The sequence below is a fragment of the Dorea amylophila genome, assembly GCF_025567265.1.
Classification (GTDB): domain Bacteria; phylum Bacillota; class Clostridia; order Lachnospirales; family Lachnospiraceae; genus Dorea_A; species Dorea_A amylophila.
Window position 1 is genome coordinate 1 of the sequence record NZ_JAOQJW010000032.1, and the last position, 14,570, is coordinate 14,570.

The following is a 14,570-nucleotide window of genomic DNA, read 5'->3' on the forward strand; positions in this document are numbered from 1 at the left end:
AAGTTCGTTCCAGTTCAAGAAAACTACTAGCTTTCTTATCCCCTTTACTGTTTTAAGGTTCGACATTAAATGTCTGTTCTGAATAATTCTCTTTAGAATTTTCAGGGTTGTTGTCTATTGTTTAATTATCAAGGTTCGTTGTTGTTTTGTTCAACAGCTTGTTTAGTATATCATATACTCAACTGCTTGTCAAGAACTTTTTTAACTTATTTTTTTGCTTTCTTTTTACAAATCTTTCAAATAATTTGTTTGCGAAAGCTTATATATAATACCATGTATTTTTCGAAGTGTCAAGATGTTTTTTCAACTTTTTTCAACTTTTCTTTTTATACATTTTTCAGCATCATATATGGCCGTAAAAAAACTATCTGAAAGCTCGTTTCAGACAGTTCTCACTGGCCTAACGGAGAAAGAGGGATTTGAACCCTCGCGCCGGTTACCCGACCTACACCCTTAGCAGGGGCGCCTCTTCAGCCTCTTGAGTATTTCTCCAGCAAAAATGATTATACTAGAGGTTTACCCTAATGTCAATCATTTTTTCACTTTATTTTTCAACTTTATTTTTTACCTTATTTTTCAATTCTGACTTTCGGCTGATATTTTCAAATTCTTACTTCACATTTACGCTGGCTCAATTTTCTTTCCTCTGAGTACTCTTATGCTCTTTTGTCAATGAAAATCCGCGTCCGCTGACTTCTCTGACCTCACTTACGATTACAAAGCTTTCTAGATCAATATTCTTTACAATACGCTCCAACTGAGGCAGTTCACGATTTGACACAACAACGAGAAGCACCTGGTGGTCTTCCTGTGAATATCCACCCTCTGCACGCAGAATTGTAAGTCCCCGGTCCAGATGCCCGATAATCGCCTGACGAATCTGCTCCGGATTTCTGCTGATGATCTTAACCTCCATTTTAGATCCACCAAGGAGTAATACCTTATTCAGCACTGTTGTATAGATTATAACAAGAATAACTCCAGACAGATTGGATAGGTAAATGTACTTACAATAGTCGTAAATGCGAATTTCTTTCCAAGAAAAATAAATCCGACCACCAGCATCACAATATTAAATCCCAGCACGAACATCGAAACGAATAATCCGGTCAATCTGTCACTAAAAGTGCAATACCTGTCGTTCCTCCGGTCGGCAGCCCTGACGGAAACAGAAATTATTCCCCGCTGTAACTAAAAAAGGTCCACCGGACCTTTTTGTCGTATGCTTGGCAACAGAAAGAAAGACCAAGAGTTCATTATAAACTCTTGGTCTTTCTTTTTTGGGGACTATTCTTTTTTCACAGCCCCCTCAATCATTTACTTTATAAATTTTTTCTTCTGCGAAGTACGATAATCACAACCACAATTGCTGCAATAGAAAGAATTGCAAATAATCCAATCTGGGCTGTATCTCCTGTTTTCACAGTTTTTACTACATCCACAAATTTTTGATTATGATTTTCTTTCGTATTTTTTGTTACTTTTGTCACGCCAAGTTTTTTATCATAGATCCTTAAGGCTGTATCACTTGTCTTCTCCGCATCCGGACCTGATATAATGCTCAGAATTCCATATGCATCAATTATAAATTCTGTATCTTCAGCAAGATCATATCCTTCTGGTGCAGATACCTCACGTAAAATATACGATGTATCAACATTCAATTTTCGTTCGAATGACTCGGCTGAATCTCCTGTCGTCCACTCTGCTACAATCTTACCGGAGGATTTCTCAAGAATCTGCATCTTGGCTCCTGTCACAAATTCATGATTTGTATAATCCAGTTTTGATACACTAAGTTTTGTCACTTCATCACTGACTCCCGGTGCCTCGGCAAGTACTATAGCATCTTTGTTATCGTCTGCTTCAAGGGCACTAATCTGTGCATCTTCCGCTGTCAGAGAGTCAAGACTGAACATCACTGCCTGTGTACTTCTACTACTTCTTTTTGCTGTCAGTTGGTTAATCGTACCATCTGCAGATACCGTGAATTTCTTTGTTGCATATTCGTCAACAGTATGACCTGCTGGAGCTGAAACTTCTTTGAAGTAATAAGTTCCTGGTTCTACATTTTCAAATGTCATATAACCATTTTCATCTGATATCTGTGTGCCTATCAGAATGTCGCGGCCTTCACCACTAAGTACTTTATACAGTGCATAAGTTGCTCCCTTAAGCGGATCTTTACTGCCGTCTTTAGAAGTCTTCTGTACGCGTATGCTGATTGGATTATATGTATTTACAAATGTCGGCTCTTCTGTCGGTGCATTATCTTCAAGATAAGTAATGGCCGCCTCAAGATTTCCTGTTGTATCATCCTTTGTTACACTTACATTGACCTTGATTTCTCTGTCATCATAAGTAATTTGTCCCGGATCTGACGGAATCAATTCTTTAATTGTGTAATTATAATCTCCAACTTCATCAAATATAATGGAATCAAAGAGTACAGAACCATTGTCTGTATTTTTCTTAGTATCAATCAAGTTATTATTCTCATCAAACAACTGGAATGTAAATTCTCCCGGCTGAAGTTCAGCATTATTTAATACTTTCTTAACCGCTGGATCAATAGCTGCTGCTGTTACAGACATCTTATTTTCAAATGAGATTCCATCTACACTCTCGGATGAGTTATCCACATTTGTTCCATTTTTTATGTAAGTTATAGACGTATCCATGTTTTCATCCACATTTACCGTAACGGTATATACAGACGGATCATATTCAATATCGCTAACGTTATTTTCACCCTGCTCATTAATCTCTTTTACAGTGTAAGAATAAGTTCCTGCTGTATAATATGGAATTGTACGGAATGTAATCTTACCGGAAGCATCGTTTGTTTTTGTGTCAATCAATGTTCCATTTGAATCATACAGTCCAAATCGGAATTCTCCGGCTTCCAGATTACCACCTTTCAATGTCTTAGTTCCTGTAATCGTGGCAAGAGCATAATCCATACTCATTGTCATAAAGTGATAGTTATTAAATATCAGGAATTCATCGTCCTCTACTGGCTCAAATGTATTTCCGTCATCACCTTCGTATCCATCATAAGGAACAACGCTCTTCTCGACTGTTATCTGACCGTCCTTACTTACTGTTACCTTTGCCCTGTAAACAGCCTCGTCATAGTACATATTAGCTTCCTGCTGTTCTGGTACATTTTCAGAAATCGTGTAGTAATAATCTCCAGGTGTATCGTAGTTGATCTCTGTAAATGTAATATTTCCAGCTGCATCATTGGAAACCGTCTCACTGTATGCATCTTCACCTGTCAATGCATTTGCATATGTATCATCTGTTCTTGTAAGGGTGAAGCTAAATGCTCCGGCTGTTGATGCCAGCTCACCATCTACATATTTCTGTCCTGTAAATGATGTAGATACTTTGATTCCGTTATTGAATACAACCGACTCAACATTTTCTGTTGTTGTCTGTCCGTCTGCACCAGTTACAAGTTTCTTGTACTCAGATGCTGTTGCTGTTAATGCTGCTGCCGTATCATCCTTTGTCACGTCCACTTTTACAATATAAGCTGCATTGTCGTAAACAATATTGGCTTCCGGATTCTCCGGAGCTGCTTCACTGATCTTGTAGTAATGCGTTCCGGCATCTTTGTATGTCAATTCATCAAAGGTAATGAGTCCACTCTTATCATTACTTGCTGTAACTACTTTTGTTCCAGCTGTTACATTTCCATTTTCGTCACACTCTTCCATCTTGAAATCAAATTCTTTTTCAGATGGACTTCCTGCCAGATTCTTGGTTGCTGTCAGCTGAATCTTTGCGTCGGAATATGTGATTGTCTGGTTATTAAATGTAATGTCTTTTGTATCTGATACCGTGTTGTTGGCATCTGTCTTCTTAGTATCTGTTACTGTAGCCTTAAGAGAAACTTTTCCGTCTTCTACAGTCTTAGCAACGGTTACAGTTACAAGATAGCTTGATGTATCATACTTGATTCCTGATTTCGGATTATTCTGGTTCTCTGTAATCTTGTAATAATGCGTTCCCTCGTCTGTGTATGTGTAAGCCGGGAATGTAAACTTACCAGTGTTATCATTGGATACTGACTGTGGTGCTTCACCTTCAAATGCATCACCTGATGCATTTGTCTCAACGATGTCAAAGCTATACTCATCAGCTTTGGACACTTTCTTTCCATCCAGTGTCTTCATACCTTCTAAGCTTACAGAAGCACTCATGTTATTTGCAAATGTAATACTGTTATTCTCAACACTTACTCCAGTTTTTGTTTTGTAGTCGAAATCTTTGTAATATACAGCGTTTGTAGTAAGACCTGTACCACTTTCACTGTTATCATCTCCAACCACTACAACCACCGTATATACAGTGTTGTCGTAAGCAATTCCAGTGGTATCTGCGCTGTCATTTATTTCTCTTACATCATAGTAATGGATTCCTGCTTTCGTATAATAAATGGCTGGGAACTGGATTACTCCGTTCGCATCGTTTTTAATAACTCCGCTCTTGTAGCCACTCTCTAATAATCCGCCATCTGCTGATTTTTCAACAACTGTATAACGGAAAGCTTCTGCTGAAGGTTTATCATTCAAAGTCTTATTACCTGTAAATGTAATGGAACCATAACGTACACGGTTTGTAAATGCTGCAACATTATTATTGGCAATCTCTGTTCCGTTGACGGTTGTACCATTCTTATCTTTCAGAGCTGTCTGATCTGCATATTTTACAACGTCCTGAATCTGTGCTGTAAATGCATCTCTTGCCTCATTATTGGCAACTTTTACATGTACAAGATAAATGCTCTCATCGTAATCCATTCCCGCTATTGCCGGATTAGATGACTGCTTTTCAGAAATTCTGTAGTAGTAATCTCCTGTGGCATTATACTCGTAATCCGGAAATGTAATGCTTCCGTCTGCCTTATTCTTCACTGTCTTAATTGAAGCATCTTTTTTAACTGTTCCATTTGCATCAGCTTCTGCAATGTCAAATGAAAATTCACCATCCTGAAGTGTTAATGCTGCTCCAGTTGACTGATTTTTTCCAAGAAGTGTCTTCTGTCCATTGAGCTGAATACTTGTCTTTTTCGTCTTATTCTGGAATGTCATATCTGCTGATGTCTGGTCTGTAATCTGACCTCCATTGGCATTCTTGTAATACTGAACACTTGCAGAAAGATTTAATCCATTCTTTTCTACCGTTACAACTGCTGTGTAATAAGATTTATCATATGCGATATTCTCCTTGTTTCCAGCTTTCTCTGTAACCTTGTAGTAATAAGTTCCCGGTGCTGTAAATGGAATATCTTTGGATTCGATTGCTCCATTTGCACCATTCTTTACTTCTTCTGTGTATCCATTTGCAACTGCTGTTCCATTTTCATCGACCTGAATAATGTCAAATGTAAATGCATCTTTTTTTGCCTTATCGTTGTCAAGCATCTTCGTTCCGTGAAGTCGGATGCTTGTCTGCATCTTATTGGCAAAGTCTAAAGTACCTTTGCTTTCTTTATTCTTGGATGTATCAGAATAATTGTAATCTTTATAATACTTTGTGCTTGCAACAAGTCCGTCTGCAGTCTTTGTGACTTTTACAACAGCTGTGTATGTTGTCTTGTCGTAATGAACACTGTTGCCTATCTGTGAATTCTCACTGATCTCATAGTAATGAGTTCCGGATTTGGTGTAATCGATAGTCGGGAACTGGATTGCTCCGTTTTCTCCCTCACCAGTCTTGTTCGTAATGTTATCGGAAATTGTATTAACTACATTTCCGTCTTTATCTTTTTCTACAACTTTGAAAGAGAATTTATCTTTTGCCTCAGAACCATTGACTGTCTTATTACCAGTAAATGTTACCTGTGCTTTTAATGTCTTATTTGCAAATGTAATCTTATCTGCATTTGCTGCTGATTCCGAATTCATCTGATCAGCACTTGCATATTTTCTGTATGTAACAGAAGCTGTCAGGGAACCATCATTCTGTGCTGCTACTGACACATGTGCAATATATACACTCGGGTCATATTCCATGCCATCAGCATTTGCATTTACCTCTGTAACTTTATAGTAATAATCGCCTGCGGCATTGTAAGTAAATTCTGGAAATTCAATTGCTGCGGTTTCTGTTGTATTATTTGTTACTTCCCAGCTCTGGGCGTTATCTTTCACTGTTCCTTTTTCATCAGCTACTTCAACGACCTGATACTTATATGATGCTGTTGACGGCTGCCCATTCAAAGTCTTATTTCCTTGAAGGGAAGCCTTTACTTCTCTTACAATTGATGTATTTGAAAATGCTGCTCCCGTATCACTATTAACCAGATTGCCGTCCTTATAGTAGGCAACTGTTGCAGTCATGTTCTCATCTACAGTCACCACAACTTTGTAAACAGATGCATCATATCTGATATTCACATCACTGCCTGATACTTCTGAAATCTTGTAATAATATGTTCCAGGTGTCGTGTAAGTAATCTCATCAAAACTGATCTGACCATTCTCACCATTCTTTACATTCTGCTGATAGCCATTTTCAAGTACTGTTCCATTTTCATCAGTCTGCTGAAGAAGGAATGAGAATGCATCTTTCTGGGCGGAAGTTCCGTTTAAAGTCTTCGTACCTTTCAGTGTAACCTTCACAGATGCTGGTTTCTGTTCATTTCCCGGTTTCCATGGATTCTTATGAATCTCACCTTTAATATTCTCTACCGTATCTGCAAATACAGAACCGTTATGTGTTGCATAGATATCGACTGTTGCGTTCGGTGCAAGAATTGTTCCGGAATATAACTCTCCAAAAGTAATTTCTCCCTGCTGTGTACCGAAGTTCAGAAGGATTCTTCCTCCTGTTACGTCATAACCACCTGTTCCAGTTCCATTAATTGTAAAATGTGGTTTTGTAAATTCTTGTGCCACATCATACTTGATATTAAATGTTACAGAGCCAGTATCACCAAGACCAGTAATCTGAACATTATCTGCCCATTTTTTTAAATCACTTGCTTTGATATTAATAATATTATTTACATTTTCTACACACTCAATAACCTTAACAGATCCTGTTTTGCCAATCACATATTTCTCTGGATTTTCTGAATCAACCTGATCTGAACTTTTAAATCTAACACTATCTGTATCCTTTTTCTGATACATTGTACTTGCATATTGTCTTAACCCAGCCATTGCCTCATCAAAATTAATCTTATATGAGGAATTCTTAATGTTCACAACATCTTTCATTTTGTTGGATGGACCAAGATTGATTACTGAACCATTTGCAAGTTTCAGATTAAAGTTTGAATCCTGTGTATTTATCTCATATAAATCTCCTATAATCAGTGGATCTGCCTTACGGAAGAACTCACTTTTCATAGAATTTAATTCAAAGTTCTCTACATAGTTCAAATTAAAATCTCTTGCCTGTACTTCATCAGAGTTACCACTATTTGTATTGGCAAGCTTAAGATTTTTTACTGCAATATTACCTTCCATGTCTACGTGGTTCTTGTAATTATTTGCAAATACTGCAAAATCATTAACACTTCCAAGTGATGTTGCTGTTGGATTGGTAAATGTTTTGTCGTTATAAGAGGACTCGTAGTAATCGGAAATATTCAGTGTAACTGTTCCGCTTGCCACATCCACTGTTGCCTCTGTCTTTATAGAGTTCTTGCAATCAGCGCCCTTTGTAACCGTAATCGTAAATGCATTTTTATTAAAACCATTTACATCATATGTTCCACCTCTGTTCTTCATCAGATTACTTGCTAAGCCTTCTGATGGATTCAGGTTAGAGGCTGAAATCTTTTTATTATTTTCTGTATTTCCTGTATCAAATTTGATATTGAATTTTGTATTATTCTGATTTGTGATTCCATCTGTATTAACTACCAGCTTAATACTGTCATACCCGCTTCCGCTGACGCTTCCGTCTGTATTAGCAGCCAGTGTTGGAGCAACATCTGAAGCAGTTGCAGCTGCAGCTGCAACTGCATTTTCATTTGCCTGTGCGGTATCTGCCTGATTCTGCTCCGCATTGTTATCTGCGGAACTGGAGGCTTTTGCATCTGCCTGAGTATTTTTACTTTCTTCTGCCTGTGTGGCATCATCAGAAGTATTCTGATCTTCTTGAACTTCTTCGACCTGAGCACTTCCGGTACTTTTCGGTTCTTCTGTATTAACAGCTTCCTGTTTCTGGTTTTCTTCACTCTGAGTTTCTACTGCCGCCTGATCTTCCTTTGCATATAGGGATGTTCCTAACTGATAAGATGCATTTGCTGCGACAAGTGCAATTGCAAGTATCAAGGCGAGCCAACGTCTTGTATGTTTCATATTGTCCTACCTCCCCTTCTCATTGCGTTTCTTAGTTGCCATAAAGATTCCAAAGATGACCAGCAGCAATACAATTGCAACTGCGATGGCCATTCCGACTTTGTTTTCAAGTAATGTTTGAGCTAATGGTGTTCCTTCGTCTTTGGATGTCTTTTTGTTATCGAGTTTCTGATCTGCCAACGGCACCTGATCATCTGCACTCTGTACAACCTGAGATGTAGTGCCTTCTGTGTTGCCATCACCAAGTACGGTTGTGGATGCTCCTACTGTTTCACCAGTTGCTGCATTCGTTGTTCCTGGATTTTGTGCAACTGCCACGGTTGTTCCCGGTACCACTCTGTAGATTACATCATCTACAGTAATCTCTCCACCATCTACTACCACATAAGTAATTTCTGTATCTGCATTGATAGTATCCTGGCTATCACGATAGTAGATCGTATACTGACGGATATTTGAGTAGTAGCTATGACGAATTGTATCACTCTGTCCTTTCAGACGAATATATGTATGACCGTTGTTCTGATATTCAGCCGGACAATCAATTACTGCATCTTCTTCATTTGTCACAGTAATTGTCTGTGTCGTAATCTGCGAGCGATCTGCGATGTTCACATATTTGACTGTGATATCGTATCCATTTTCAGGAATCCATTTTTCTTTGTTATAATAATAGATGTTCGTCGTTCTAGATTTATCGCCGTATGTATGTTTGTAAGATGACTGCATGGAAGAATCCAACGTGTAAGTTACACCATCGTTTTCAATGGTGGATGCTACATCATAAGTTTGTGATTCATCAACTCCAATCTGTTGCGTAACAGTCTTAAGTGTCTTACCAGTCATCAAATCAATCAGATTGATGTTCCAGTCATAAGCTGTCTGACTGTCTACTTTTTGATATGCAATCTTTATACTCTTACCATTGTCTTCTTTTTTTAGAACTGCCTGGGCTTTTTCGTCAACTGCTTTATAATAATTCACAATACTCTTACCATTTTCATCGGTAGATGTCTGGCTGAAGGTTTTAGGTGCCTGATAAGTATATGTTCCGTAATATGTAATATTTTCAGAACTAAGTACATTTCCAGAATCATCGGTAAGCTGAACTCCGGCCTTATAAATATTGCTGTTTTTTGTGGAATCATGTTTCACATAGTCAACACTGTAACCGGAACTGGATTTATTATCGTCGTAACTGACAGAAACATTTCCATTTCCATTCAAATCATAATCAACATCGTTCACTACGCAAGATTCACTTGCCTCATATGTTCTGCTTTTTTCAGCTTCGCTTACAACTCCATTTGCCATCGGCACGTTTGTACTTGTATCACCTGTTAGATTTGCCTGCACTTGATACAGTTTTGCAGAAGCTTTAATATTCTTGTCGACCCCATATACCTCTACTGTATATACAGAATTTCCGTCATAATTCGCCAGATCAAGTACAAGAGTATCTCCTTTGAATGCCTGCTTCTTAGTGATTTCTTTATCATCTTCTTTTAAATCATAAAACAGAATATCTTTTCCTGTCTCATTATCAATCTGCATACTCCAGTGATTCTGCTGGTTTTTAGCATCCGAAGACCCTTTCAATATCTCCGTTGTATTTCCTGTAATGGTTATTGATTTCGCTGCATCCTGTGCATAAACCATGTAAGGATTTACGGTTGCTACGCCTGTAAATGTCAAAATTGCGGCTGTGATTGCAGCTATTCGTTTTCCACGTCCTGCATTTCCTTTCATCTTATTCATTCCCTTCTCTTTTATTTTGTACACGTAAAGTTTGAATATAGTTCCATTTTACGAAACATAAATACTATTATTTTCTTCTTCACTTATATTAAGACTTTTTCATAATTTTCTTTTTCCCTGGCCAAAGCCCAGTTATAAGCAAATCTTGAAGCGCCTGCGTACTGAAACATCTTAGTTTTCTGTACATTGTTTGGTATCAGCATTACTTTTATGACTTTTACCATCTGTTTCCTCCTGTATCAATTCCCGGACTTGCGATAGAACCCGCATTCTGTATCCGGATCGTCCGGTCTTCCAGCTGCTTTTGCAGGTCTTCGATCGTCTTCTTCTGTTCTTCTATCTCTTTTTTCAGATGGTAGATGATATCGATCAGCTGACTTCTCTTCAGTCTTCGGATTTCTTTGTCTGTCATCCGGCTCTCTCCTGGTTCTCTTCTTCTGCGTCTTCCTTTATGTCCATGCCACCCAGTGCGCCATCGATCATCTTGAGCAGTTCCAGTGCCGAGCGGAAGTTCTCTGTCTTTCCTTCTTCCACCCATGTAACTCTTCCCTGCCAGCTGCTATGTTGTCTTTGTTCTACTCTGATTATGAATGTTCCTTTTTCACCATTATTCTTCAACATCTCTTCATCACTCAACTTTCTTGCCATTTTTATCCGCTGTTTCTTCTCATGCTTTATAAAATAGTGGCTCTCTGTTCCGGGAAACGGATATCCCAATCGGTCAAAAAAAGCATCGATTTCGAAAACTGCTTCCAGCATTCCTCCAACGCGGATCGGTTCGGTCTGATATCTGTGATAAATACGTCCATTTATTTTTTCATCTTGATAATAATCAACACATAAAATAATTCCCCATGGTGTCCCAATATAATTCCCTGTATTACTCACGCGCCCATTATCCTTTCCCATCTTATTTTCAGACATTCCTACTTTGTATAATATTTTACCAAACGGCATGACAAAGAAACCGTCTAAACTTTTAAAAAAGCAGGTATTTTCTTCTGTTTTTCTTAGACTTTTTCAGACTGTCCTATATATTGGAATATGTTGTTATATTATAGCAAAAGAACCATCCTGGCTGCGTCCCGCATGCTGAATAGCTCTTTTCGACAGCTGAATAGTTTTTGATAAAAAGAGAAGGATCTTCAAGTGTTATCTTAAAGATCCTTTTCATATACTACACTGTTCACATAATATCTCACGCCGGTCCTCTGCCGGTCTGTGAGGAATTTGTAATTGATTCTCTTCTGAATTACCGCACAGTCTTCTCTCGTTGTATTGATCAGCAGTACCAGGTATTGTCCCTTGCTGTAATGGTTCACGACGTCACTGTTGCGGATCGATGTGCAAATGGATTCTTCCAGTCTCTTTGCCAGTCCTTCCAGCATGGCTCCTTCTTTCATCGGTCTTCCTTTGCTGTCCACAATGGTACACAGCATAAGATAGATCGACTGTCCGCTCCGTTCCAGCATCCTCACCAGATGATGATAGATTCCGCGGAATGTCGGATAACTGCACAGATATGCCCCTTTCGGGATTCCTTTTTCTTCCAGATTGTGCTGGATGTTGTCCAGTACGTCGTAGGAATGCATCACCTGGTTACCAAGCTGGTTCATGGAATCCAGAAGACGTTTGGACGGTTTTAATCCCCGTTCTTCAAAATATCGTTCTGCCGTTTCGGCGTACAGATCGGTGGCTTCTTCGTATCTTCCCAGCGCAACCATTGCTTCCATGGTCAATGCCTCCCAATCGGAGAATGGTTCGATATTCGATGCATATACTCCGAGATGTTCAAGCTGTGTATAGTTCTGCTTTTCCCGGTACAGTCCGGCTGCTTCTTCTACACATTCCCGGAACATGTCCTCATACCGTCTTGCTTCAATGGCAACCCAGATCACACTCTGCCGTTTCACAAGGAATTCTCCGGTATAGATCTCGAATATTTTTTCGAGGTCTTTTATCTTTTTATCCGGATTTTTCTCATGTTTTATTCTGTTGTATATCTGGTCAAATTCGGTTGCATCTTCCTGTACTTTGATCTCGTCATTCCAGTAGACGACACCGTTTCTGATCTCTATATAGTTTACATCCGGAAGTCCTGCTTTTTCCAGTCTCTTCTTTGCGTTGTAAATGACGCTCTGAAGGGCATGATGTACATTTTCCACTTCCCGTTCCCCGAACAGTTCCTGTTCCAGACGGTCCCTGCTGACACCTTTTTTCCTTTCATGTATCAGCATCTGCATCATGGAAGCGAACTGTGTCTCTCCTACTTTTCTTCCGAACAGGAATTTTCCGTCATATATCATGGAAAAACTGCCGAATGTCTTAACCTGTAATATTTTTTCTCTCATTTCCCTGTAATCCTTTTATACATTTTCATTGATCGTATGCTGGATTTTCTCTCTTACAATTGCTGCAATTTCTGTTGTCTTCATGTCTTTGTATTCTTCGTAAAGCAGCGGCTCTAAGAAATGTACCTGTACATTGACATGTTCTGTTGTCTTAGAGTCGAACGGCACGAAACAGTTGATCAGTGCTACCGGAATGATCGGACATCTTGCCCTGGTCGCTGCTTTGAAGCTGCCGCCTTTGAAGTCCTGTACCTGATTGCCCTGTCTGGATCTTGTTCCTTCCGGGAAGATCAGAAAGTTTCTTCCGTTCTTCACGTCATTGCTGACATTTACGATCACCTGCAGTGACTGACGCACATCTTCGCGGTCGATCATGTATGCCTTCATGCAGGTGAATACCTGCTTGAGAAATGGTACGTCGGCCACTTCTTTTTTGGCGACTACCGCGAACGGGCGCGGGCATGCTTCCATAATGGCGAGCACGTCGTAGAGTCCCTGGTGATTCGGGTAGAACATGAATCCGTCCTGTTCAGGGATGTTCTCCTGCCCATGTACCTCGATATGGATATTCCCGGATGTATTTGCCCGGTGATCGATGTATTTTAATAATTTATAGTGTTCTTCTTCCGTATATTTGTCTACGTGTCTGGCATGGTAGCATAACTTGTACCAGTAGACCGGCACGAAGAAAATATTCCGGAGTACCATCAGAAGGATTCTTCTCATATCTTTGCATACTCCTTGATCGCAGTTTCGTACAGGTTATTGCCTTCGCTGTCGATGACTACGATGAGCGGAAGGTTCTCGACCTGTAATTTACGGATGGCTTCGGTTCCGAGGTCTTCGTACGCAATGACTTCTGAGGATTTGATGCATTTGGATAACAGTGCACCGGCTCCTCCGATGGCTGCAAGGTATACGCATCCGTTACGTACTACCGCATCGATCACTGCCTGGCTTCTCTTGCCTTTTCCGATCATGGCCGTCTGACCAAGATCCAGCAGACGTGGTGCATACTTGTCCATACGGCTGGCGGTTGTCGGACCGGCTGATCCGATCGGGCGTCCTTCTCTTGCCGGAGATGGTCCCATGTAGTAGATTGCCTGGTCTTTGATATCGATCGGAAGTGATTCCCCGCGGTCCAGTGCTTCATCCATGCGCTTGTGCGCCGCATCTCTTGCCGTGTAGATGGTTCCTGTGACATATACATAATCTCCTGCGTGAAGAGATCTGGCTGTTTCTTTTGTAATTGGTGCTGTGATATGCTTGTCCATACTTACACCTCCCTGATGATATGACGGTTCACATGGCAGCAGATGTTGACTGCAACCGGCAGTCCTGCGATGTGTGTCGGGTATGTATTGACATTCACTGCAAGAGCTGTGGTCGTTCCTCCGAGTCCGCCCGGTCCGATTCCAAGCTTGTTGATCGTCTCAAGCATCTCTTCTTCCAGGTCTTTTACCCAAGTAGTTCCGGAATGGGATCCGGCTTCTCTTGTAAGGGCTTCTTTTGCCATCAGTGCACATTTTTCAAATGTTCCGCCGATTCCTACTCCGACTACCATCGGCGGACAGGCATTCGGTCCTGCGTCTCTGACTGCTGTAAGGATCGCTTCTTTTACTCCTTCGATCCCGTCGGCTGGTTTTAACATGAATACGCGGCTCATATTCTCGCTGCCGAATCCTTTTGGCGCAACCTTTATCTCTACTTTGTCTCCCGGCACGATACTGTAGTGGATCACTGCCGGTGTGTTGTCTTTGGTATTCTCGCGGATGATCGGATCTCCTACGACGGATTTTCTTAAGAATCCTTCTACGTATCCCTGACGGACACCTTCGTTGATGGCATCTTCCAGACTGCCTCCTTCGAAGTGTACGTCCTGACCGATCTTCATGAAGATGACAGCCATACCTGTATCCTGGCAGATTGGGATCATGTCTTCTGCAGCGATTTTCAGATTATCCTGCAGCTGATCCAGAATCTGACGGCCCAGTGGTGCTTCTTCTGTCTCCAGTGCGTGTTTCATTGCTTTGTCCATGTCATCGGCAAGGAAATGATTCGCCTGGATGCACATGTCTTTTATATTTTCTGTGATTGTATTTACATTGATCGTTCTCATCTATATCCTCCTGGG

Annotated in this window: 11 protein-coding genes, 1 tRNA gene and 1 pseudogene; all 13 read right to left on the minus strand. The window is 40.3% G+C overall.

Features of this window, described 5'->3' with window-relative positions:
* Positions 1-404 precede the first annotated feature (404 nt).
* Positions 405-492 (minus strand) — tRNA-Ser (locus OCV72_RS15795).
* Positions 493-631: 139 nt separating this feature from the next.
* Entirely contained in the window at positions 632-916 is a 285-nt protein-coding gene (locus tag OCV72_RS15800) for a YitT family protein (RefSeq protein ID WP_055284818.1), read from the minus strand.
* A 47-nt stretch (positions 917-963) separates the two neighbouring features.
* On the minus strand, positions 964-1,113 hold the full coding sequence (locus tag OCV72_RS15805; protein ID WP_242859276.1) for a YitT family protein: 150 nt from the start codon (positions 1,111-1,113) through the stop codon (positions 964-966).
* Positions 1,114-1,322: 209 nt separating this feature from the next.
* Complete coding sequence (locus OCV72_RS15810; RefSeq protein ID WP_055284820.1) at positions 1,323-8,327, minus strand: Spy0128 family protein; 7,005 nt, start codon at positions 8,325-8,327, stop codon at positions 1,323-1,325.
* A 6-nt stretch (positions 8,328-8,333) separates the two neighbouring features.
* The gene (locus tag OCV72_RS15815) at positions 8,334-10,085 is read right to left on the minus strand and encodes a hypothetical protein (RefSeq protein WP_055284822.1); all 1,752 of its coding nucleotides are present in this window, start codon (positions 10,083-10,085) and stop codon (positions 8,334-8,336) included.
* A gap of 83 nt (positions 10,086-10,168) precedes the next feature.
* Positions 10,169-10,288 carry a helix-turn-helix domain-containing protein gene (locus OCV72_RS15820; RefSeq protein WP_416810554.1) on the minus strand — a complete coding sequence of 40 codons (120 nt, stop codon included), beginning with the start codon at positions 10,286-10,288 and terminating at the stop codon, positions 10,169-10,171.
* Positions 10,257-10,337, minus strand: a pseudogene (locus tag OCV72_RS16905) (IS607 family transposase); the annotation flags it as partial. The pseudogene OCV72_RS16905 and the gene OCV72_RS15820, both read right to left, overlap by 32 nt.
* Positions 10,303-10,497: a hypothetical protein gene (locus tag OCV72_RS15825; protein WP_055284824.1), complete on the minus strand. Its 195-nt coding sequence runs from the start codon at positions 10,495-10,497 to the stop codon at positions 10,303-10,305. The pseudogene OCV72_RS16905 and the gene OCV72_RS15825, both read right to left, overlap by 35 nt.
* The gene (locus tag OCV72_RS15830) at positions 10,494-10,973 is read right to left on the minus strand and encodes a hypothetical protein (protein WP_242859277.1); all 480 of its coding nucleotides are present in this window, start codon (positions 10,971-10,973) and stop codon (positions 10,494-10,496) included. Before OCV72_RS15830 ends, OCV72_RS15825 begins: the two co-directional genes overlap by 4 nt.
* 269 nt (positions 10,974-11,242) lie before the next feature.
* Positions 11,243-12,436 carry a BTAD domain-containing putative transcriptional regulator gene (locus OCV72_RS15835; RefSeq protein ID WP_055284826.1) on the minus strand — a complete coding sequence of 398 codons (1,194 nt, stop codon included), beginning with the start codon at positions 12,434-12,436 and terminating at the stop codon, positions 11,243-11,245.
* Between the two features lie 15 nt (positions 12,437-12,451).
* Positions 12,452-13,162: a lysophospholipid acyltransferase family protein gene (locus OCV72_RS15840; protein WP_055284828.1), complete on the minus strand. Its 711-nt coding sequence runs from the start codon at positions 13,160-13,162 to the stop codon at positions 12,452-12,454.
* The gene (locus OCV72_RS15845; RefSeq protein ID WP_028087573.1) at positions 13,159-13,710 is read right to left on the minus strand and encodes a Fe-S-containing hydro-lyase; all 552 of its coding nucleotides are present in this window, start codon (positions 13,708-13,710) and stop codon (positions 13,159-13,161) included. Before OCV72_RS15845 ends, OCV72_RS15840 begins: the two co-directional genes overlap by 4 nt.
* 2 nt (positions 13,711-13,712) lie before the next feature.
* Positions 13,713-14,555, minus strand: coding sequence for a fumarate hydratase (locus OCV72_RS15850; RefSeq protein WP_055284830.1), 843 nt, complete (start codon positions 14,553-14,555; stop codon positions 13,713-13,715).
* Positions 14,556-14,570 lie beyond the last annotated feature (15 nt).